Origin of the sequence: Brevundimonas sp. 1080, assembly GCF_040545985.1 — a bacterium.
Taxonomy (GTDB): Bacteria; Pseudomonadota; Alphaproteobacteria; order Caulobacterales; family Caulobacteraceae; genus Brevundimonas.
Genome location: NZ_JBEPMW010000003.1, coordinates 651,729 through 671,602, shown reverse-complemented (window position 1 = coordinate 671,602; position 19,874 = coordinate 651,729). Strand labels below are relative to the sequence as shown.

The following is a 19,874-nucleotide window of genomic DNA, read 5'->3' as shown; positions in this document are numbered from 1 at the left end:
AGCGGGCGCCGAGAAAATGTCGCGGTTCAGTCGGCGGCGGCGTCCATGGCGTCCAGCACCTGACGCGCCAGAACGCGCGTAACCGGGCGGTGGAGGGCGTCCAGACGTTCGACCACCGCAGCGGCGGTCTCGGCCGAGCGGTCCAGGCGGCGGACCAGATAGTCGATCACGTCGTCGGATGGGGTGATGCTGCGTTCGGCGAAGCGGGCGCGCAGGATGGCCGAGAGGACGGCGTCGTCGGGCGCGGCGATGGCGACGGCGCGCACGGCGTCCAGCCGCGAACGCAGGTCGGGCAGATCGACCGACCACTGGCGCGGGGCCGAACGCGACACCAGCAGCAGGGCGCCGCCGCCGGAGTTGGCCAGATTGATGAGATGAAACAGGCTTTCGTCGTCGGCGTCCGCCGCACGGTCAAGCAGGACCTGCCGGCCTTCCAGCTCCAGCGGATCGATGAGCGCGGCCTCGGCGCCGTTCAGCGGCACGGCGCCGACCCGCTCGGCCCAGTCGGCGGCGAGGCGGCTCTTGCCCGACCCTGGCGGGCCGTGAAGCGCCAGCACCGCGCCCACGCCGTCGGGCCAGCGGGCCAGAACGCGCACCGCCTCGGCATTGCTGTCGGACGTCACGAAGGCCTCGCCCGCAACGGGCCGCTCCAGCGGCAGACGCAGCTGTTCGGTCGTCGTTTGGGGCAGGGCGCTCAGCGCGGACATGCGCCTGTCATAGCAGAGGCCGGCGTTAACCGCGTCAGGCCCGCGCTGTTGGTTGCGGGGAGCGAACCGCGCCCCTGTGGATGAAATCAGGCGAATTCGGATAGTGTGGGGTTCAGCTTGCCGGCCTTGAACTCCGTCACCGTGTAATCGGCCAGGCCGTGAACCTGGAACGGATCGGCCTTCAGCAGGGCCTCAAGCTCCTCCTTTGTGCTCCCGCTGCGCACCACCAGAATACCGCCGGTGCGTGGGACCATCGGCCCGGCGGCGATGATCAGGCCGCTGGCGACATGCTGATCCAGCCACGCGCGATGCTCGACCGTCCGCGCCTCGATGGCTTCGATGGGCTGGGTGTAGGTGATGGTGACGATGAACATGGCGGCCTCGGACGGGATGGAAGCGTCAGATATCATGCGCGGCGGCGGGCTTTGCAACGGCTGAAACCTTGACTTTCCGGGGCGATGATGCGCCCTACGCCGCTTCGATTTCGGGCGCCGACGGCGTCGGATTCCACCGCCCAGAGACTCCAGACGGTTCGTTTCATGCACGCCTATCGCTCTCACACCTGCGGCGCCCTGCGCGCCTCCGACGCCGGTTCCGCTGTTCGCCTGTCGGGCTGGGTTCACCGCAAGCGCGACCACGGCGGGCTGCTGTTCATCGACCTGCGCGACCACTACGGCCTGACGCAGTTGGTTCTGCACCCCGAAACACCGGGCTTCGCCGCCGTCGAACGGCTGCGCGCCGAGAGCGTGATCAAGGTTGATGGCGAGGTGGTCGCCCGCGACGCTTCGGTGGTGAACCCTAACCTGCCGACCGGCGAGGTCGAGGTGCGCGTCCAAGGCGTCGAGGTGCTGTCCGAAGCCGCCGAACTGCCGATGCCGGTCTTCGGCGATCAGGAGTATCCTGAGGATATCCGCCTGGCCAACCGCTTCTTGGATCTGCGCCGCGAGCGACTGCACAAGAACATCGTGCTGCGCTCCAAGGTGATCTCCTCGATCCGCCGCCGCATGGTCGACCAAGGCTTCCTGGAATATCAGACCCCGATCCTGACGGCCTCGTCGCCGGAAGGCGCGCGCGACTTCCTGGTGCCGTCGCGACTGCACCCAGGCAAGTTCTATGCGCTGCCCCAGGCGCCGCAGCAGTTCAAACAGCTGCTGATGGTGTCGGGCTTCGACCGCTATTTCCAGATCGCGCCGTGCTTCCGTGATGAAGACCTGCGCGCCGACCGTTCGCTGGAGTTCTATCAGCTCGACGTCGAGATGAGCTTCGTGACGCAGGAAGACGTCTTCGCCGCCATCGAGCCGCTGATGCACGGCGTGTTCGAGGAGTTCGGCGAAGGCAAACCGGTCTCGGCCATCGACGGCGTCCATACCTTCACCAACGACTTCGGCGAGACGTTCGAGCACAAGGGTTTCGAGCGCCTGACCTATGCCCAATCGATGGCCTGGTATGGCTCGGACAAGCCGGACCTGCGCAACCCGATCAAGATGCAGGTCGTGTCCGACCACTTCCGCGACGGCGGCTTCGGCCTGTTCGCCAAGGTTCTGGGCGCGGACGACAAGAACGCCGTCTGGGCCATTCCGGCGCCGACCGGCGGATCGCGCGCTTTCTGCGACCGCATGAACAGCTGGGCGCAGGGCGAGGGCCAGCCGGGCCTGGGCTATATCTTCTGGTCCGAGGACCAAAGCGCCTGGGGCGGCCCGATCGCCAAGAACCTGGGTCAGGAACCGACCGAGGCCCTGATGTCGTCGCTGGGTCTGGGTCAAGGCGACGCCGCCTTCTTCGTCGCCGGCCTGCCTGCGACCTTCGCCAAGTTCGCCGGCCTGGCCCGCACCCGCGTGGGCGCCGAGCTGAAGCTGGTAGACGAAGACCAGTTCAAATTCTGCTGGATCGTCGACTTCCCCATGTTCGAATGGTCGGAAGAAGAGAAGAAGGTCGACTTCAGCCACAACCCCTTCTCCATGCCGCAGGGCGGGCTGGAGGCTCTGGAGAACCAGGATCCGCTGACCATCCGGGCCTATCAGTACGACATCGTCTGCAACGGCTATGAGCTATGCTCGGGCGCGATCCGGAACCACAAGGCCGAGATCATGCTGAAGGCGTTCGAGATCGCCGGCTATGACGCCTCGGTGGTCGAGGAGCAGTTCGGCGGCATGCTGAACGCGTTCCGCTTCGGCGCGCCGCCGCACGGCGGCCTGGCCCCCGGCATCGACCGCATCGTCATGCTGCTGGCCGGCGAGACAGCCATCCGCGAGGTCATCGCCTTCCCGCTGAACCAGCAGGGCGAGGACCTGCTGATGAACGCTCCGACCGAGGCCGAGGAGCGCCAGCTGAAGGATGTCCACATCCGAACGGCCCTGCCGATCAAGGTGTGATCGGCGAGGTCTGATCGGACGGCATTGAGGGATGGGAAGAAGGGGGACGCCGCGAAGCGTCCCCCTTTTTCAACTCGGACGATACTCAATTATCAGCGTTGACGAAGTTGCGCACGCGGGGCGGGACCGGCGGCGTGGGCGGAGCGCGGATTACGCGGATTGTGCTGCTGCGGCAGGCCTGGGGCGTCAGGCGGCCGGGCAGGCGGGTCGAGCCGTCGCCGCAGGCTTCGCTGATCTGGTCCTGCGTCAGGCCTCGCGCGCCAGACAGGTCGGCGCCGCGAATGTCGGTTCGACGCAGCGAGGCGTTGGAGAAGTCGGCGCGCGAGAAGCTGCCGCCGGTCAACCGCGCCCCATCCAGGCTGGCGTTCGAAAAGTCCGCGTTGGAGAAATCGCCGCCCGAAAGGTTCGAGGCTGTGACCTCGGCGCTGGCGAAGTTGGCGCCCGACGCCCGGACATTGGCCAGTGTGGCGCCGAACAGTTCCGAGTTGGAGAAGTTGGTTCCGGCCAGGGTGGCGCCGGTGAAGTTGACGCCGTGCATCTCGCTGCCCGAAAGGTTGGCGCGGGTCAGGTTGGCGCGAACGAAGGACGATCCTTGCGCCTCGGCGCCGTTGATCTGAGCCCCGGTGAAGTTGGCGGAGGTGAAGTTGGCGCCGACGATCTCGACCCCGCCCATGTTGGCGCGGCTGAAATCACTGCCGGTGAAGTTGGAGCCCATCATCTCGGCGCCGCGCAGATTGGCGCCGACCAGGGTGGCGTTCATGAAGCTGGCGCCGGTGAAAGTGGCGCCTGACAGATTGCGGCCGGACAGTTCGCAGCGATTGCACGATCCGCCCAGCGACACCGAACGGGCCACGTCGCGGTCCTGCATCGACATCTCGACCCCGGCGAAGGCGGGGGAGGCGGCGAGCGCCAGTCCCAGCGTCAGCAGAGCCAATGTGGGGCGGACCCGGATATGTTCAGCGATCTGTTTCACGCACTCTGAATGCCTCGAAACCCCCGCCGCACCTACTTAAATCGAGGTAACTTCATGAAATCGAGGCAAGGTCGGCGCCGCTCAGCAGGCCGGAATGCGCAAGCCCCGAGGCAGGACGGTGGAGCCGTCGCCGCACGCCCGGTTCAGTTGGGCCTGGGTCAGGCCGGTGGCCCGCGCCAGCTGGGCGCCCGACAGATTGGTCCCCGACAGGGTCGCGCCGGCGAAGCTTGCGCCCTCCAGATAGGCGCCGACAAAACTGGCGTTGGTTAGGTTGGCGCGCGAGAAGTTCGAGCCCGAGAAAACGCCGCCATAGGCTTCGACGTCACGCATGTCGGTGTTGGAGAATTGCGTGCGGTTCATCACCGACAGGCTCAGGTCCGCCTGACGCAGGCGTGAACCGGCCAGGTTCAGGCCCCGCGCCTCCAGCCCCGAAAAGTCGCCCTGAAAAAGATTGCAACCGGCGCAGGAGGCGCCGCGTCGCACACTGGCGATCTGGCCCGCGTTCTGGGCCAGGGCGGGCGCGGCGACGGCCAGCAGGGCGGCGATCAGGCCGAGAGAAAGTGTGCGTTTCATGGACCGGGCTCCGACGTTCGATCGTCTGTCAGCAAACCCTAGGCCATAACCCTTAACCTAGCCCTGATCGCCGCCCTGAAGCGCCGGGGCCGCCCCGCAGGTGTCGCAAGCCCAGGCGGCGCCGCGTTGTTGCAGGCTAAAATCGCCGCAGGCGGGACAGGCGACGGCCTCGCTGTTGGCGGCGGTGCGGGCTTCCGGCTCGCCCTTCTTGCCGAAGGGCAGGACGACCAGATTGTCGGGCGCAGAACCGCGCGCGAACCCTTTGGAGATGAAGCGGGCGGCGGGCACGGCCGCGTTGGCGTCGGGTTTACCGTCCCCCAGTCCGTCCGCGTTCAGGTCTTCGGTCCCGGCGTTGGCCAACTCGACGCGGTCCAGATAGGAGACGCCCAGTTCGCGGAAGATGTAGTCCAGGATCGAGGTCGCCGACTTGATCGAATCGTTGCCGGTGACGCGGCCGGCCGGCTCGAACCGGGTGAAGACGAAGGCGTCCACGAACTCGTCCAGCGGCACGCCGTATTGCAGGCCGATCGAGATGGCGATGGCGAAGTTGTTCATCAGGCTGCGGAAGGCGGCGCCTTCCTTGTGCATGTCGATGAAGATCTCACCCAGTTCGCCGTCTTCGTATTCGCCGGTGTGGATATAAACCTTGTGGCCCCCGACGGCGGCCTTCTGGATATAGCCCTTGCGCCGGTCGGGCAGTTTGCGGCGCGCGCGTTCGCGCTCGACCACGCGTTCGACGACCCGTTCCGTCGGAGCCGGGCGGGGCGCTTCGCGGGCAGGTTCAGGGCGGACGGCGTCGAGCGGCGGCAGGGACAGCAGCGGGCCGGCGGGCGGCGCGGCGCGCGACAGGCGAAGGGCGCGACGGCCGTCCAGGGCCCCCTGGCTCAACAGGCGCGCGGCCTGGGTGGAGGTCGTGCGCCAGTCCATCGATTCGATCGCGAGGTCCGGCATGTCGCTGAACGGCTCGACGGCGCGCCGCAGCTCGGCCGCCGCCGCCGCCGGATCGGCCAGCAGGGCGGCGACGCTGCCCGGCGCCTCGGGCCAGTCGCGCAGATCGCCATGACCGAAGACCCAGCGCGTCGCCGCCGTCTCCGCCTCTTCCGACACGCCCAGCAGGGTCAGCAGCAGACCATCGCCGTCTTCCACGCCCAGGACGTCGCGGATGAAGCCGGGGTCCAAGACGGGGGCGGCGAAGACCGTGTCGAAATCCTCGGCCCAGCCCAGGGCGGTCTCGATGGCGGCCAGTTCGATGTCGGTGAAGCCCAGCGCGCGCAAGGCTGTGTGGTCGATGCCCGGCGCCTCGACCAGGGTGCGGCGACCGAACGTCCACCGTTCCGCCGCCTCGACATCGCCGCCCGCCGCCGCGATGGCCTTGGCAAGCGCGGGGTGCAGCCTGCGACCGATCTCGCCCTCGGCCGTCTGGAACACATCGATCGCCGCGACGCGACCCAGGCCCAGCCGCAGCCGCGCCTCCGCATCGTCGACGAACAGGCCGATGGCCGAATGGCGACGCGGTTTCTCCGGGTCTTCCCAGTCGGGGCAGGGGCCTCGCAGGCTCGCCAGTTCGGCCGAGGCCATCGCCGCCGTCGCCGCGACCAGTTCCGCGAACGTCCGCGCCTGAGACGTGCGGTCGTCGTCAGCCGCGAGGGCCTCCAGCAGGCCGTCCAGTCCCAGCGCGATGGGACCGGGCCGGGCGGACTGAAGGTCCAGCGCCACCATCAGCAGGCGTGTCAGATCCGCCAGATCGGTCGCCATGTCTCCGTCGAGCCCTAGGACGGCGCTCAGATCGATCAAGGCCCGCGCGGTTTGCGCCGTCGCGGTCTCCGCGTCGCGCGGGTCGAAGGCGACGATCAGACCGCCGTCCAGCGCCGCCTCGGCCGCCAGCAAGGCTTCGGGCGCGCCCGCCGCAATCTGCGTCCGGTCCGCCAGGGCGACCAGAGGCGCGCCTTCGACTATCGGCTCCAAGGCCATTGCGGGTCGTTCACCGTCGATGGCTCTCAGGATATCGGCGTCGCTGGCGCCGCACCGCCGCGCCAGGGCCGCCGCACGGCCCAGGGCCGGATTGCGCGAAGGGTCGCCGCAGTCGCCGCGCGGGCCTTCGCAGCGATCGACCGCATCGGCCACGCCCGCCAGCGCCTCGGCCAGGGCGTCGGCCGCCTGAGCCCCCAGACGCGCAGCCGCGCGCCGTCCGGCGTGCGCCTTCAATCGCGCCGCCGCGCCGGGGTCGTTCGGATCGACGACGCCGACAGCCGCAGGGCCAGACGCCGCCGGTGCCGCCAGGCCCAGCCTGAAGGCGCCCGACAGCTCCGCGACGAACGCGGCGGCCTCGGCCAGGTCGAACACGCCCTCGGTCACGCCTGTCTCCGCCAGCCGCTCGGCCCAGGCGTCGACGCCGCCGTTCAGCCAGTCGCCGGACAGCGGCGTTGCGAACCCTTCCGTCTCGACCCAATCCAGCCAGGCCTCGATCCGGACGTCGGACCAGCCGGCGGGGGCCAGGACCTGCTGCACGCCAGCGGGGCGCTCGATGGCGCGGGTCTCCATCGCGACTCGTTCGGCGCGAGCGGCGAAGCCGGATTGAAAGCGCATGGCGGCGTCTCTCCGAAAGGTTCGGGCGAGCCTAGGATGCGCACGCGGCTTAGCCAATACATCTGGTGTCGCTCGGCGGGATTGCCCACAAGATATCGATTCACCGCCAGACGCTTGAGCGCTGGACGAAGAGGGCGCGGGTTTCTATGATCCGAACCAGACGCCGCCTCCCTTTCCGGCGACCCCTTACGGTTGGATTCCACGACGTGTTGAGCAAGATTTTCGGCTGGTGGGAGGGCGCCACGATCGGCACCCGGTTCACCATCGCCAAGCGCGGTCGCTTCGTCGGCCAGGACGAGAACGGCAATCGCTATTACGAGAGCCGCGACAACGTCAGCTACGACGGCCGCAAGCGTCGCTGGGTCATCTATGACGGCTATGCCGAGGCGTCCAAAGTGACGCCCGACTGGCACGGCTGGCTGCACTACACCTTCGACCTGCCGCCGACCGAGCAGCCGCTGCCGCGTCGCGCATGGGAGAAAGAACATCTGCCCAATATGACCGGTACGCCTTTGGCCTGGCGTCCGCCCGGCTCGCTGGCGGGCGACGCCAAGCGCCCGGCCGCGACCGGCGACTATCAGGCCTGGACGCCCGAGTGAAAATCCACCGCATCCTGTTGGGCGCGGCGTCAGTCGCGGCTGTGCTGAGCGCCGGCGCAGTGACCGCCAGCGTGCTTCAGGACGCGCCGCGCGATGCGCGTCCGGTTCAGGATCCGATTGGCGACATTCTGCGCACCACCCCGGCCCAGCCCTCGGTCCCCACAGAGACGCCGCCCGCGGGCGCACCGGCTCCGCGCTCTCCGGTCGCAGTGGCGCCGCCGCCCAACGTCGTCATCGCCGAGGACGCCGCCGTCGAGGAAAAGGCCGAGGCGGAGGTCGCGGCTGAGAAGCCCGTCGCCACCAAGGCCATCGACCAGCCCGCCACGCCCGCGCGCCGCCAGCGTCGCAAATTCGCGATCATCCAGGCCATCGACAAGGTCACCGCCGAGACGATGAAGTTCGAGGTCGAGGTCGGCGGTCGTCCCGTGCGCTTCAACCAGAATCTGATCTTCGCGGCCCGCGCCTGCGAGGTGACGACGCCCGACGAACTGACCGAAGACGCCATCGCCTATATGGACGTCTCGCTTCAGCCGCGCGGCCGGCAGGAGGGCCGCCAGATCTTTCGCGGCTGGATGTTCGCCTCGTCGCCTGCCGTCAGCGGGGTCCAGAACCCTTATTACGACGCCTGGGTCGTCGGCTGTAAGAACTGAGCTTTGACGCCGCGAGGAGGCGCGCCATGGATCGCAACAAGCCGCCCAAGAAGACTGAAACGGTCGAAATCCGACTGCCCCACGCGACCAAGACCGCCTTCATGGCCCAATGCCGTGACGAGGGCCGGACAGCCAGCGACGCCATTCGCCGCTTCATAGACGCCGAGTTGAACGCGACGTCGTCCGGGCGTCCTCAACCCCGCCTGAGCTGGCGACCCCTGCTGGCCGCCGCCGTCGCGGGCCTGGCGCTGGGCGCCGTCGCCGCGCCCTCCCTGGCCCAGTCGTCGCCCACCCGCGCCGATTTCGACCGGCTGGACCGCAATCACGACGGCGTCGTCAGCTTCGACGAATACCGCGCGCGCTAGCGGATGCGGACCAGGAACCGGTCCCACTGAAGGTCCAGCCACGTCCAGGGCTTGAACAGGCCTGCGCCCGGCTTCCATGAGGCCAGCACCATCTCGGCCCGGCCGATGATGTTCTCGGCCGGCAGCAGGCCGACGCCGATCTCGGGCGGCCAGCGGCTGTCCAGCGAGTTGTCGCGATTGTCGCCCATCATCAGATAGCAACCCGCCGGCACCCGGCGCGCAGGCGTGTCGTCGCCCGGCAGGCCCGATCCGCCGTCGTAGGTGACGTAGGATCGTCCGTCGGCTAAGGTCTCGCGCACCTGCTGGACCCGTCGCTGCGGCGCATCGTGATCGGCGACGACATCCAGCCGGGTCTGGCGCACCGGATCGCCATTGACGAAGACAACGCCGCCCCGCACCTGAACCGTATCGCCCGGCAGGCCGACGACGCGCTTGATCCAGGCCTCGCTGGGGTCGCGCGGCAGGCGGAACACGACCACGTCGCCGCGTCTCGGCTCGCCCCCGAACAGCCGTCCCGGCGACATCGCCGGATTGAACGGAAGAGACGCCGTGCTCCAGCCATAGGGATATTTCGACACGACGATATAGTCGCCGGTCACCAGCCCCGGCTCCATCGACGACGAGGGGATGGTGAAGGGCTGGAACAGGACGATGCGGATCGCGAGCGCCAGGATGATGGCGAAGAGCAGCGTCAGGGCGATCTCTCGCACCTCGCGAAGAAGGGACGGACGGGGCGGGGCTTTGAGCGGGGTCTGGGTCATGCCGCCATTGATCGTCAGGCCGGCCGAAGACGCTAATGCGAACCTGTCGGGACAGGCCCCAAATCGTGTCCGGACAGACTAGGCGCTGGCTAAGGCGACCGCTTCTGCGCCGGTCAGGGGTGCGCGCAACGCGCCTTGGTCCGGCCTGACCGACAGCGCGGGCTGAAGCCGCTCCAGATAGGTCGCTTGCGGCGTTTCAACCGCACCGAACTGGCTGAGATGGTCGGTCAAGAACTGCGCGTCCAGCAGGTCCCAGCCGCCCTTTCGCAGGCGCGCGACCAGATGCACCAGAGCGACCTTGGACGCATCCCGTTCGCGACTGAACATGCTCTCGCCGAAGAAGGCCCCGCCCAGCGACACGCCGTAAAGTCCGCCGACCAGCCGCTCGTCACGCCAGCACTCGATCGAATGGACGAAGCCCATGGCGAACAGGGCGGCGTACAGCCGCCGGATCGGGCCGTTGATCCAGGTGTCTTCGCGATCCGGTCCTTGCGCCGCCGCGCATCCATCCAGCACCGCCTCGAAGGCGGTATCGACCCGCACCTCGAACGGCTCGCCCCGCACGGTGCGGCGTAGGCGGCTGGGGATGTGGAAGGCGTCCAGCGGAATGACGCCGCGCTGTTCCGGCTCGATAATGAAGACGCGCGGATCATCGCGCGCCTCGGCCATCGGAAACACGCCCCGGGCGTAACAGGCCAGCAGGTCCTCGGGGCCGAAACCGCCGAAAGGCCCGCTGGCGCTGAAATCGGGGTCGGTCAGGCGTCGCCCTTCTGACGGGCCGCCCATTTTTCCAGCCAGTGGATGTCGTAGTCGCCCGACAGGATGTCCGGCTCGGCCAGCAGCTTCTGGAACAGGGGGATGGTCGTATCGACGCCGCCGATGACCACCTCGTTCAGCGACCGCTTCAGGCGCGCGATGGCCTCCTCGCGGTCGCGACCGTGGACGATCAGCTTGCCGATCAGGCTGTCGTAATAGGGCGGGATCGAATAGCCGGCGTAGATGGCGCTATCCAGACGCACGCCCAGGCCGCCCGGTGCGTGGAAGTCGGTGATCTTGCCCGGCGACGGGGTGAAGGTCTCCGGGTTCTCGGCGTTGATCCGCACCTCGATAGCGTGGCCCTTGAACTCGATATCGTCCTGGGTGAACGACAGCGGCAGACCGGCGGCGATGCGCACCTGTTCGCGAACCAGATCCACGCCCGTGATCATTTCGGTGACCGGGTGTTCGACCTGCAGGCGGGTGTTCATCTCGATGAAGAAGAACTCGCCGTCCTCCCACAGGAACTCGATGGTGCCGACGCCCAGATAGCCGATGGCGGCGATGGCCTTGTTGACCGTCTCGCCGATCTGCTTGCGACCCTCGGCCGACAGGGCGGGCGAGGGGGCCTCTTCCAGCACCTTCTGGTGGCGGCGTTGCAGCGAGCAGTCGCGTTCGCCCAGGTGGACGACATTGCCGTGGCTGTCGGCGATGACCTGGATCTCGATGTGGCGCGGCTTCTGGAGGTAGCGCTCCATATAGACGGCGCCGTTTCCGAAGGCGGCCTTGGCCTCCGACTGGGCAGTCTGGACCGCTTCGACCAGATCATCAGGCGTCAGGGCGACCTTCATGCCGCGTCCGCCGCCGCCCGCCGCCGCCTTGACGATCAGGGGGAAGCCGATGGACTTGGACGCCTCAATCGCGGCCTCGACCGTCTCGACTTCGCCATCCGAGCCGGGGACGACGGGGATGCCGGCGTCCTTGACCGTCTGTTTGGCGCTGATCTTGTCGCCCATCACCCGGATATGCTCGGGCTTGGGGCCGATGAAGGTCATGCCATGGGCCTCGACGATCTCAGCGAAGCGGGCGTTCTCGGACAGGAAGCCATAGCCGGGGTGGATTGCCTGGGCGCCGGTGATCTCGGCCGCCGCGATGATCGAGGGGATGTTCAGATACGATTTGGCGGCCGAGGCGGGGCCGATGCAGACGCTCTCGTCGGCCAGCCGCACCCACATGGCGCCGCGGTCGGCTTCGGAGTGCACGGCGACGGTGGAGATGCCCATCTCCTTGCACGCCCGGTGGATGCGCAGCGCGATCTCGCCGCGGTTGGCGATCAGGACCTTGGTGAACACGGCTTAGGCTTCCAGCAGGACGAGGGGTTCGCCGAACTCGACCGGCTGGGCGTCGCCGACCAGGATTTCGGCCACCACGCCGTCGCGCGGGGCCTGGATCGGGTTCATCGTCTTCATGGCTTCGACGATCAGCAGGGTCTGGCCCTTCTTGACCTTGTCGCCGGGCTGGACGAAGGCCGGGGCCTCCGGCGAGGCCTGCAGATAGGCTGTGCCGACCATCGGCGACTTCACCTCTTCGCCGGCGCGGGCGACGATGGTGGCGGGGTCCGACGGCATGGCGGCCGGCGCAGCAGCGGCGGCGGGCGCAGCGGCGACCGGAGCGGGGGCGGCGGCGTACTGAACCGGGGCGGCGTTGACGGTCACTTCGCGCGCCACGCGGATGCGCAGTTCGCCGCGCTCGACCTCGACTTCCGTCAGATCGGTCTCGTTCAGGATCTCGGCCAACTGGCGAACCAGGGCGGCGTCGATTTCGACGTGTTTCTTGTCATCGGCCATTGGAGTTGCGCCTTGTCTTTCGTGGTCTTTGATAAACGGGACGGGGCTCAGCCGCGTTCCCGAACCTGGGTGAGGGCCGCCTGGACGGCCAGTTCATAGCCCGCCGCGCCGAAGCCGGCGATGACGCCGGTCGCCGCGGAGGACACATAGGAGTGATGGCGAAACGCCTCGCGCGCCGCCGGATTGGACAGATGCAACTCGATCACCGGGATCGACAGCGTCTTCAGCGCATCGTGCAGCGCCACCGACGTATGCCCATAGGCCGCAGGATTGAGGATCAGGGCGTGGGCGCCCTCCCGCGCCTCCTGGATCCAGTCCACCAGCACGCCTTCATGGTTGGTCTGACGAAACACGATCTGCGCTTCACCGGCCGCCCGGACGCAGCGCTGCTCGATGTCCGCCAGGGTGTCGCGGCCATAGATGTCCGGCTCCCGAACCCCGAGCAGGTTCAGATTGGGGCCGTTCAGCACATGAATGACGGGCGTTTCGGCCATGGTTCCAGAATCGATCCGGCGCAGCGCGGCGCAAGAGGGGCCTTGTAGCGGACGCAGGGCGTGGGTCAAACGCTCGCGGCGTCGAACCTTACCCGACGTTACGTGCGATGGCGTGGATTTCGCAGCGCCGGCTGCCATCGTCCCTGGTCGGGACGGCCTGAGGGAGCGCCGAGGATGCGCCAGGACGGCAAATTGATCCTGAGAACCGTGGTGGCGACCTTCGCGGCCCTGGCCGTTGCGGTCGGCGCCTTCCTGTTCGAGGCGGGCTGAGCGCACAGTCTGGCGAACCGGCCTGTCACCGTCTATCTGACGCGCGACGGTCGGCGAGGCGAAGGTCAGGGAGAATGCGCGTGCACCAGATCCATCTCAATGGCGAGCCGCGCCAGGTCCAGGCCGCCACCATCCTGGCCCTGGTCGAGGAACTGTCGCTGGACCCGCGCAAGGTCGCCGTCGAACGCAATCTCGAGATCGTGCCCAAGTCCCTGCACGCCGCCACGCCGGTGGCCGCAGGCGACCGCATCGAACTGGTCCAGTTCGTCGGCGGCGGGTGATCCGATCAAATCCGGCTACGACGGGTTCCCCCGCGCGCCGGAGAGGCCTAGGTCAGCATCCATGACCGATACAGCCAACGAAACCTGGTCCGTCGCCGGCCGCACCTTCAACTCGCGCCTGATCGTGGGCACCGGCAAATACGCCGATTACGCCCAGAACGCCGCCGCCGCCGAGGCGGCCGGGGCCGAGATCGTCACCGTGGCCGTGCGCCGGGTGAACCTGTCCGACCCGACCCAGCCGATGCTGGTCGACTACGTGAAGCCGGATCGTTTCACCTTCCTGCCCAACACCGCCGGCTGTTTCACGGGCGAGGATGCGGTGCGCACCTTGCGTCTGGCGCGCGAAGCCGGCGGCTGGAGCCTGGTCAAGCTGGAGGTGCTGTCCAACACCGCCCACCTGTATCCCGACATGATCGAGACGCTGCGGGCGCTGGATTTGCTCATAAAGGACGGCTTCGACGTCATGGTCTATTGCACCGACGACGTCGTGATGGCCAAGCGGCTGGAAGACGCCGGCGCCGCCGCCATCATGCCTGCCGCCGCCCCGATCGGCTCGGGCCTGGGTATCCAGAACGAGGTCAATGTCCGCCTCATCGTCGAACAGGCCAAGGTGCCGGTCCTGGTCGACGCGGGCGTCGGCACGGCCTCGGACGCGACCCGCGCGATGGAGTTGGGCTGCGACGCGGTCCTGATGAACACCGCCATCGCTGGCGCCAAGGACCCCATCCGCATGGCCCGCGCCATGAAACACGCAGTCATCGCCGGACACGACGCCTATCAGGCCGGCCGGATGGCCAAGCGGATGTATGCCGACCCGTCGTCGCCGCTGGCGGGACTGATCTGATCCAACCGTCTCCTCCCCACGCGTGGGGAGGGGGACCGCGAAGCGGTGGAGGGGTTGTTAAAAGTCCCACAGAAGCCGCCGATGCGGTGAAGAGCCCCTCCGTCTCTTCGCTGCGCTTCGAGCCACCTCCCCATGGATGGGGAGGAGACGATGTTCAGCCATCGCAATGTCGCTGGTCCCTCCGTAGCGATTTCAATCGCTTGCTGATTTATGTCCCTCGTCTCCCATCCAAGGGGTCAAACGGGCCCATAATACATCCGTCTCGTCGCATGGAGGGCTCGCCTGGCCTGCGACCTTGCAGCGGCGAGAGCGGAGGGAACGGGAGCGGGTCTGAAACGGTCCGCGCTGGCATCGACTCATGGAGCGGTGTCGGAGGGTCGAGGGGGATACTCGGCCGCACTCGGGACGGTCCTCGCAGGGACCGCCGACCCGTCGCAGGCTTATGGGGTTAGGCGATAAGACCGCCACCGCTCGGCGCCCCGAGCTTGCAGGCCAACCTTCCGCGCGGAGCGTCCATCCTTCGTCGAAACGGTAACACTACAAATCAACTCCGGGCGAAGGCCCGGCGCTCCGCCCAGCCCTCCAGACTTCGCTGCGACCGCGCGAAGCCGATAACCCGTGTCCGGAGACCCGCATGGCCCGCCCCAAACCTCGCCGTCCCAAACCCGGTCGCGGTCTCCCACCGCCCTACAGACAGACGCCCGAGGAAGAGGCGGAGGACGAGCGCCTTCGCGCCCTGCTGGAACTCGAATACATCCGGCTGGACGCCATCTTGGTTGAGAAGCAGGCCGAAGCCGCCGAACGGGCGCGCATCAGGGCGATGAATAGTCATCCGCCCGCTGAGCCGGTCGCGCTTCGCCCCGCCGAATTTCGGGTCGGTGATGTCTTCGCTAGTCGTCCAGCAGCGCCTGCAGCAACGGATGGGCCAGGACCGGGGCCGCCAGACGCACCACGGTCTGCGGGTCGTCCAGGCGGACGGCGGCCGTCGCATCGGCGACGATGAAGTCGGCGTGGGTGCGCGACGGTTCGGTCAGGCGCTCGTGACCCGGACGCACCGTCGCCAGATATTGCGCCACGACCGAATCCGCCGATCGGCCCCGCTCGGCCTGGTCGCGCAGCAGGCGGCGGATGAAGCGGATGTCGGCGGGGGTGTCCACGAAGACCCGGATGTCGAACAGGGCGGTCAGATCGGGGGTGCACAGAACATGCGTGCCCTCGACGATCACCACCTCGGCCGCCGGGATCGGCTCGCCGCCCGGCTCGCGGCCGTGATGGATGAAGGAATAGACCGGCGCCGTCACCGCGCGCCCGGCCTTCAGTGCCTTCAGGTCTGCGATCATCAGGTCGTGATCGCGCGCCGTCACATCGTCAAAGTCGAAGGTCGCGGCGTCGAAGCCGGGCAGGGAGGCCGCGTCCTTGTAATAGCTGTCCTCGCGCACCAGCACGGCCGACCCTTCCGGCAGGGCCGAGACCAGCGCCTCCGCCAGGGTGCTTTTGCCAGAGCCGGAGCCCCCCGTGATCGCGATCAATATGGTCATGGGGCGTCTTCTAGAGCGGTCGCGACGCCAGCGCCACGGGGGACGATCCGCCGCGCCGTGGCTGACGCTACGTCACGTTGCTTATCGCCGATCACCGATGTTAGCGTCGGCTCAAGCGTCGCATCAAAGCAGACGCATCCAAGGGACAAGGATACGACATGCTGGGCTTGATGCAGGACTGGCCGCTGACGGTCGACAAGATCATCGACCACGCCAAAAACTGGCATGGCGAGCGCGAAGTGGTGACGCGCTCGGTCGAAGGGCCCATCGTTCGCACAACCTACGCCCAGATCCACGACCGGGCCAAACGCGTGTCCAGCGCACTGAAGGACTGGGGGATCCAGCCGGGCGACCGCGTCGCCACCCTGGCCTGGAACACCGCCAATCATATCGAGGCCTGGTACGGCATCATGGGCATCGGCGGGGTGTGCCATACCCTTAACCCGCGTCTGTTCCCCGAACAGCTCGTCTACATCATCAATCACGCCGACGACCGGATCATCTTCGTCGACCTGACCTTCGTGCCGCTGCTGGAAGCCATCCTGCCGCATATCCCCAAGGTCGAGCGCGTCGTCATTATGACCGACGCCGCCCACATGCCGCAGACGAAGCTGCCCAAGGCCGTCGCCTATGAGGACGCGATCGCCGGTCAATCGACCGACGTGGTTTGGGGCGACTTCGACGAACAGACGGCCTGCGGCCTCTGCTACACCTCTGGCACCACGGGCAATCCGAAGGGCGTGCTGTATTCGCACCGCTCCAACTTCCTGCACACCTTCATGGGCCTTCAGGCCACGGTGATGGGCGCTACACCCAAGGAGGTGATCCTGCCGGTCGTGCCGATGTTCCACGCCAACGCCTGGGGCATCGCTTTCGCCGGTCCCGCCGCCGGCACCAAGCTGGTGATGCCGGGCGCCAAGATGGACGGTCAGTCGATCTATGAGCTGATCGAACAGGAGGGCGTCACCTTCTCGGCCGCCGTGCCGACCGTCTGGCAGGGCCTGTTCGCCCACATGAAACAGAACGGCCTGGGCTTCTCGACCCTGAAGCGCGTGCTGATCGGCGGTTCGGCTTGCCCCGAAAGCCTGATCCGCGGCTTCCAGGACGATTTCGGCGTCGAGGTCACCCACGCCTGGGGCATGACCGAGACCTCGCCCATCGGCACCATCGCCAACCTGCCGCCCGAAATCCTGAAGCTCTCGTACGACGAGCAGATGAAGTACCGCCTGAAGCAGGGCGTGCCGCCGCTGGGCGTCGAGCTGAAGCTGAAGGACGAGGCGGGCGCCGAACTGCCTCACGACGGCGCCACCTTCGGTCGTCTGATGGTCAAGGGGCCGACGATCAGTCGCGCCTACTTCAAGGAAGACGGCTCGATCCTGGACGACGAAGGCTTCTTTGACACCGGCGATGTGGCCACGGTCGACGACCTGGGCTTCATGCAGATCACCGACCGCGCCAAGGACGTGATCAAGTCTGGCGGCGAGTGGATCAGCTCCATCGAGATCGAGAACATCGCCGTGGGCCACCCCAAGGTCGAGATCGCCGCCGTCATCGGCGCGGCCCACCCCAAATGGGACGAACGGCCCGTGCTGATCCTGAAGCTGAAGCCCGACGAGACGCTGGACAAGCAGGAGCATCTGGACTTCCTGACCGGTAAGATCGCCAAATGGTGGATGCCCGACGACGTCGTCGCCGTGGACGACATCCCGCTGGGCGCGACCGGCAAGATCGACAAGAAGCTTCTGCGAGACCGGATGAAGGACTATCGTCTACCGACCGCTGCCTAAGTTCGAACCGGAGCCTGAATGCCGACAAGAAAGCCCGTACCCGCCATTCTGCCTTGGCTGACGGCGCTTGCGGCGGCGCCCTTTGTGCTGGTCGTGGCGGCCGTTACGGCGACGCGGTTCGGCGGGCTCGATCTTGCGATCGGCTATGACCTGCTGACCTGGACCGTGGCGCGCCTCCTGGCCTGGGTTGGTCTGGCGGCGGCTCTGGTGGCGGCGGTGCTGGCGCTGCGCGACCTGAAGGGCAGGGGTCTTTATGCGCTAGCCGCGCTGGTTCTCTCGGGTGCGACCGTCGCCGGCTTCGTGCTGCGTCAGGGCCAGGATGCGACGCCTCATCCGCGTGACGTCAGCACCAATCTTGACGAGCCGCCGGGCCTGCCGCGCGCCGCCGGCCCGCGCAGCGGCGCGCCGCAGACCTGCGAGGGTGTGGACGCCATCCCGACCCAGGTCCTGGCCCAGCAGGCGACCTCGGCGCTGGTCGACGCCGGCTTCGTCGTCACCCGCGCCACAACCTTCCAGGTCGAAGCCGTGCACGCCGGCGCCTGGTTCGGCTTCGCCACCGACGCCGTCGTTCGCATCCGCCCCGGCCGCACCGACATCCGCGTCGCCGCTCGCAGCAGCCGTCCCGACGGCGGCGCCACCTGCCGCCTCGCCGCCAAGATCACCCGAAACCTGGAAGCGGGACGCTAAGTCAGCCGGAACTGCGCCGACAGGCCGGGCACGCCATCGCTGATCGCCGCGCCGTCCTCGACCAGCTTGATCAGATGCGCCAGCACCGACAGCGAAGCGGCCGGCCATAGCCGCTGATCGACGGCGGCGTACAGAACCGGAACCATTTCCGCGATCATGCGATCCCCCGCCGCCAGCCGCTGGAGCATTTGCGCTTCCCGCTCCAGCCGATGCGCGCGATAGGCCTCCAGAAACGGTTGCACCTCCGTCACCGGCGCTCCGTGCGTCGGCCACAACACATCGAAGTCGCGCGCGATCACCGCGTCCAGGCTGGCCATATACTGACGCATCTTCCCATCCGGCGGCGCCACGACCGTCGTCGACCAGCCCATGACATGGTCGCCGCAAAACAGCGCGTTCTCCTCGCGCAAGGCGAAGGCTATGTGATTGGACGCATGACCGGGCGTGAACATCGCCTCGATCGTCCAGCCGTCGCCCTCGATGACCTCGCCGCCCGTTAGCACCACATCGGGCGCGAAGTCGGCATCGTCATCCTCGTCCAACGCACCCGACGCATGGGTTTCCTGCACCGGAGGCCGGGCCGCCCAAATCCGCGCCCCGGTCGCCTCGGCAAACGGCCTGGCCAGCGGCGCATGATCCCGATGCGTATGCGTCACCAGCACATGGCTGACCCGCCGCCCCTCGACCGCCGCCATCAGCGCCGCCAGATGCGCCTGATCCGGCGGCCCCGGATCGATCACCGCGACCTCGGCCTCCCGGTCCGGTCGGCCGACGATATAGGTTCCCGTCCCGGTAAAGGTGAAAGGCCCCGGATTGTCTGCAATCACCCGCTGGATCAACGGCGACAACTGATCGCGTCGCCCATAGGCGAAGTCGAACGCCCTTACGAACGGGATCATCGTCACGGCAGCGTTTGGCGCAGAGATTGCGTTAACGTCTCGGTAATCATGCCTGGAGCGCCCACAATGGCCCGTTCGATCGCCAACGCTGTATCAAATCGGCTCCCGTTCGTCGCGGCGGCGATCCTGTGTCTCGCCGCGGTGCAACTGATCGCCGCCTCCTGCACGCCAGAGCCCGCGCCCTACGCGGCGCGGGTGATGATCCAACGCTAGAGACCTATTCGCGGCGGACCCGGAAAGGCGGATCGTTCGCCACCTTCATCATGTAGCTTCCCAACGCCGCCCTGCGCACGGTAACCGGATACTGCCGGTTTGCCGAAAAGAGCACATCCACGCCATCGGTCTTGCGCCATACCGAGCCGTCATCCAGCGTGATGGACCATTCGCCCCTGCCAAGGTTTCGGGCCGATGTCATCGTCGCCGAGATGGACTGCAATTCTTCGGATTCACCTGAGCCGCTGAAGGGGTTCAAGCCCGTAACGTTGAAGCCGAACAATCGACGCTGATTCTGTTGCACATCCTGCCGGCTGACGATCGCAACCTCGCCGGCGGCCGACAATCGGGCCGCGGCGGCGTCGAAACACGCCAGTCGGGCGGCATCGGCCGCGATCGTCGTGCATTGCGTCACGGCTCCGACCAAGTCGCTCCCAGACGAAGACAAACCTTGCTGCGCTGAGGCGTGGTTTGATGCAAAAATAACCGATGTAACCCATAGAACGGCGATATTTTTGGCAAATTTGCCATCTAAAAGGGGCATATTCTTCTTCGTCTTGTTAAGTTGGTGGCCAGTATATCATTAGAATTCGGGTCGTGTCCGGTGTCGCTGTAGCGACTACGGTGTGTCGTCTTTGCGACAGGCGTGTCGCCAATGTGTTCAAGCGCCAC

General features: G+C 67.3%; 21 protein-coding genes and 1 pseudogene. 9 read left to right on the top strand and 13 right to left on the bottom strand.

Features of this window, described 5'->3' with window-relative positions:
• Positions 1–26 precede the first annotated feature (26 nt).
• Both ABIC32_RS13940 and ABIC32_RS13935 read right to left on the bottom strand, forming a co-directional pair.
• A complete protein-coding gene (locus ABIC32_RS13940) occupies positions 27–707 on the bottom strand; it encodes a P-loop NTPase family protein (RefSeq protein ID WP_354074574.1) in 681 nt (226 codons plus the stop codon).
• Positions 708–793: 86 nt separating this feature from the next.
• Positions 794–1,117 carry a YciI family protein gene (locus tag ABIC32_RS13935; protein ID WP_354074573.1) on the bottom strand — a complete coding sequence of 108 codons (324 nt, stop codon included), beginning with the start codon at positions 1,115–1,117 and terminating at the stop codon, positions 794–796.
• 129 nt (positions 1,118–1,246) lie between these two features.
• Here ABIC32_RS13935 and aspS point away from each other — a divergent pair, with 129 nt between their 5' ends.
• Positions 1,247–3,079, top strand: a complete 1,833-nt coding sequence (gene aspS / locus ABIC32_RS13930) for an aspartate--tRNA ligase (RefSeq protein WP_354074572.1) — start codon at positions 1,247–1,249, stop codon at positions 3,077–3,079.
• Between the two features lie 85 nt (positions 3,080–3,164).
• On the opposite strand, the gene ABIC32_RS13925 is transcribed toward aspS, so the two are convergent.
• The 3 genes from ABIC32_RS13925 to ABIC32_RS13915 form a co-directional block, all read right to left on the bottom strand.
• Positions 3,165–4,052: a pentapeptide repeat-containing protein gene (locus tag ABIC32_RS13925; protein WP_354074571.1), complete on the bottom strand. Its 888-nt coding sequence runs from the start codon at positions 4,050–4,052 to the stop codon at positions 3,165–3,167.
• An 81-nt stretch (positions 4,053–4,133) separates the two neighbouring features.
• Positions 4,134–4,625 (bottom strand): pentapeptide repeat-containing protein, encoded by a 492-nt coding sequence (locus ABIC32_RS13920; RefSeq protein ID WP_284877731.1) that lies wholly within the window; start codon positions 4,623–4,625, stop codon positions 4,134–4,136.
• A gap of 57 nt (positions 4,626–4,682) precedes the next feature.
• Positions 4,683–7,211, bottom strand: coding sequence for a TSCPD domain-containing protein (locus tag ABIC32_RS13915; RefSeq protein WP_354074570.1), 2,529 nt, complete (start codon positions 7,209–7,211; stop codon positions 4,683–4,685).
• A gap of 206 nt (positions 7,212–7,417) precedes the next feature.
• Here ABIC32_RS13915 and ABIC32_RS13910 point away from each other — a divergent pair, with 206 nt between their 5' ends.
• Genes ABIC32_RS13910 through ABIC32_RS13900 form a run of 3 tightly spaced genes read left to right on the top strand, consistent with a single transcriptional unit; the run spans position 7,418 to position 8,825 of the window.
• The gene (locus ABIC32_RS13910) at positions 7,418–7,810 is read left to right on the top strand and encodes an NADH:ubiquinone oxidoreductase subunit NDUFA12 (protein WP_055755156.1); all 393 of its coding nucleotides are present in this window, start codon (positions 7,418–7,420) and stop codon (positions 7,808–7,810) included.
• Complete coding sequence (locus ABIC32_RS13905; RefSeq protein ID WP_354074569.1) at positions 7,807–8,460, top strand: DUF2155 domain-containing protein; 654 nt, start codon at positions 7,807–7,809, stop codon at positions 8,458–8,460. Before ABIC32_RS13910 ends, ABIC32_RS13905 begins: the two co-directional genes overlap by 4 nt.
• A 26-nt stretch (positions 8,461–8,486) precedes the next feature.
• On the top strand, positions 8,487–8,825 hold the full coding sequence (locus tag ABIC32_RS13900) for an EF-hand domain-containing protein (protein WP_354074568.1): 339 nt from the start codon (positions 8,487–8,489) through the stop codon (positions 8,823–8,825).
• On the opposite strand, the gene lepB is transcribed toward ABIC32_RS13900, so the two are convergent.
• The 5 genes from lepB to aroQ form a co-directional block, all read right to left on the bottom strand.
• Complete coding sequence (gene lepB, locus ABIC32_RS13895) at positions 8,822–9,586, bottom strand: signal peptidase I (RefSeq protein ID WP_354074567.1); 765 nt, start codon at positions 9,584–9,586, stop codon at positions 8,822–8,824. The genes ABIC32_RS13900 and lepB overlap by 4 nt on opposite strands.
• Before the next feature lie 78 nt (positions 9,587–9,664).
• On the bottom strand, positions 9,665–10,372 hold the full coding sequence (aat, locus tag ABIC32_RS13890; protein WP_354074566.1) for a leucyl/phenylalanyl-tRNA--protein transferase: 708 nt from the start codon (positions 10,370–10,372) through the stop codon (positions 9,665–9,667).
• Positions 10,342–11,694: an acetyl-CoA carboxylase biotin carboxylase subunit gene (gene accC / locus ABIC32_RS13885; RefSeq protein ID WP_055808513.1), complete on the bottom strand. Its 1,353-nt coding sequence runs from the start codon at positions 11,692–11,694 to the stop codon at positions 10,342–10,344. Before accC ends, aat begins: the two co-directional genes overlap by 31 nt.
• 3 nt (positions 11,695–11,697) lie before the next feature.
• Entirely contained in the window at positions 11,698–12,189 is a 492-nt protein-coding gene (gene accB, locus ABIC32_RS13880) for an acetyl-CoA carboxylase biotin carboxyl carrier protein (RefSeq protein WP_354074565.1), read from the bottom strand.
• Between the two features lie 47 nt (positions 12,190–12,236).
• Positions 12,237–12,683 carry a type II 3-dehydroquinate dehydratase gene (aroQ, locus tag ABIC32_RS13875; RefSeq protein WP_112861799.1) on the bottom strand — a complete coding sequence of 149 codons (447 nt, stop codon included), beginning with the start codon at positions 12,681–12,683 and terminating at the stop codon, positions 12,237–12,239.
• Between the two features lie 344 nt (positions 12,684–13,027).
• Between aroQ and thiS the strand changes: the two genes are divergently transcribed.
• Complete coding sequence (thiS, locus tag ABIC32_RS13870; RefSeq protein ID WP_055755162.1) at positions 13,028–13,234, top strand: sulfur carrier protein ThiS; 207 nt, start codon at positions 13,028–13,030, stop codon at positions 13,232–13,234.
• 61 nt (positions 13,235–13,295) lie between these two features.
• The gene (locus tag ABIC32_RS13865) at positions 13,296–14,078 is read left to right on the top strand and encodes a HisA/HisF-related TIM barrel protein (protein ID WP_354074564.1); all 783 of its coding nucleotides are present in this window, start codon (positions 13,296–13,298) and stop codon (positions 14,076–14,078) included.
• 890 nt (positions 14,079–14,968) lie between these two features.
• Here ABIC32_RS13865 and udk read toward each other — a convergent pair.
• Positions 14,969–15,622 (bottom strand): annotated as a pseudogene (udk, locus tag ABIC32_RS13860) (uridine kinase); the annotation flags it as partial.
• A 152-nt stretch (positions 15,623–15,774) separates the two neighbouring features.
• Here udk and ABIC32_RS13855 point away from each other — a divergent pair.
• Together ABIC32_RS13855 and ABIC32_RS13850 are read left to right on the top strand one after the other, a co-directional pair.
• Positions 15,775–17,403, top strand: coding sequence for a long-chain-fatty-acid--CoA ligase (locus ABIC32_RS13855; RefSeq protein ID WP_354074562.1), 1,629 nt, complete (start codon positions 15,775–15,777; stop codon positions 17,401–17,403).
• 18 nt (positions 17,404–17,421) lie between these two features.
• Positions 17,422–18,090, top strand: coding sequence for a DUF1499 domain-containing protein (locus ABIC32_RS13850; RefSeq protein ID WP_354074561.1), 669 nt, complete (start codon positions 17,422–17,424; stop codon positions 18,088–18,090).
• Here the strand turns inward: ABIC32_RS13850 and ABIC32_RS13845 are convergent.
• Positions 18,087–18,989 carry an MBL fold metallo-hydrolase gene (locus ABIC32_RS13845; RefSeq protein WP_354074591.1) on the bottom strand — a complete coding sequence of 301 codons (903 nt, stop codon included), beginning with the start codon at positions 18,987–18,989 and terminating at the stop codon, positions 18,087–18,089. The genes ABIC32_RS13850 and ABIC32_RS13845 overlap by 4 nt on opposite strands.
• A 66-nt stretch (positions 18,990–19,055) precedes the next feature.
• On the opposite strand from ABIC32_RS13845, the gene ABIC32_RS13840 reads away from it, so the two are divergent.
• Positions 19,056–19,202, top strand: a complete 147-nt coding sequence (locus ABIC32_RS13840; protein ID WP_165116191.1) for a hypothetical protein — start codon at positions 19,056–19,058, stop codon at positions 19,200–19,202.
• A gap of 4 nt (positions 19,203–19,206) precedes the next feature.
• On the opposite strand, the gene ABIC32_RS13835 is transcribed toward ABIC32_RS13840, so the two are convergent.
• Positions 19,207–19,746, bottom strand: coding sequence for a hypothetical protein (locus ABIC32_RS13835; protein ID WP_354074560.1), 540 nt, complete (start codon positions 19,744–19,746; stop codon positions 19,207–19,209).
• Positions 19,747–19,874 lie beyond the last annotated feature (128 nt).

What these genes read in the sequence shown, in the direction of transcription:
- aspS (WP_354074572.1), top strand. Translation starts at nt 1,247, where the DNA reads ATGCACGCCTATCGCTCTCACACCTGCGGCGCCCTGCGCGCCTCCGAC.
- ABIC32_RS13900 (WP_354074568.1), top strand. Translation starts at nt 8,487, where the DNA reads ATGGATCGCAACAAGCCGCCCAAGAAGACTGAAACGGTCGAAATCCGA.
- lepB (WP_354074567.1), bottom strand. Translation starts at nt 9,586, where the DNA reads ATGACCCAGACCCCGCTCAAAGCCCCGCCCCGTCCGTCCCTTCTTCGC.
- ABIC32_RS13920 (WP_284877731.1), bottom strand. Translation starts at nt 4,625, where the DNA reads ATGAAACGCACACTTTCTCTCGGCCTGATCGCCGCCCTGCTGGCCGTC.
- thiS (WP_055755162.1), top strand. Translation starts at nt 13,028, where the DNA reads ATGCGCGTGCACCAGATCCATCTCAATGGCGAGCCGCGCCAGGTCCAG.
- aat (WP_354074566.1), bottom strand. Translation starts at nt 10,372, where the DNA reads ATGGGCGGCCCGTCAGAAGGGCGACGCCTGACCGACCCCGATTTCAGC.
- ABIC32_RS13850 (WP_354074561.1), top strand. Translation starts at nt 17,422, where the DNA reads ATGCCGACAAGAAAGCCCGTACCCGCCATTCTGCCTTGGCTGACGGCG.
- ABIC32_RS13865 (WP_354074564.1), top strand. Translation starts at nt 13,296, where the DNA reads ATGACCGATACAGCCAACGAAACCTGGTCCGTCGCCGGCCGCACCTTC.
- ABIC32_RS13915 (WP_354074570.1), bottom strand. Translation starts at nt 7,211, where the DNA reads ATGCGCTTTCAATCCGGCTTCGCCGCTCGCGCCGAACGAGTCGCGATG.
- ABIC32_RS13940 (WP_354074574.1), bottom strand. Translation starts at nt 707, where the DNA reads ATGTCCGCGCTGAGCGCCCTGCCCCAAACGACGACCGAACAGCTGCGT.
- ABIC32_RS13935 (WP_354074573.1), bottom strand. Translation starts at nt 1,117, where the DNA reads ATGATATCTGACGCTTCCATCCCGTCCGAGGCCGCCATGTTCATCGTC.
- accB (WP_354074565.1), bottom strand. Translation starts at nt 12,189, where the DNA reads ATGGCCGATGACAAGAAACACGTCGAAATCGACGCCGCCCTGGTTCGC.
- ABIC32_RS13855 (WP_354074562.1), top strand. Translation starts at nt 15,775, where the DNA reads ATGCTGGGCTTGATGCAGGACTGGCCGCTGACGGTCGACAAGATCATC.
- aroQ (WP_112861799.1), bottom strand. Translation starts at nt 12,683, where the DNA reads ATGGCCGAAACGCCCGTCATTCATGTGCTGAACGGCCCCAATCTGAAC.
- ABIC32_RS13840 (WP_165116191.1), top strand. Translation starts at nt 19,056, where the DNA reads ATGGCCCGTTCGATCGCCAACGCTGTATCAAATCGGCTCCCGTTCGTC.
- ABIC32_RS13835 (WP_354074560.1), bottom strand. Translation starts at nt 19,746, where the DNA reads ATGCCCCTTTTAGATGGCAAATTTGCCAAAAATATCGCCGTTCTATGG.
- ABIC32_RS13845 (WP_354074591.1), bottom strand. Translation starts at nt 18,989, where the DNA reads ATGATCCCGTTCGTAAGGGCGTTCGACTTCGCCTATGGGCGACGCGAT.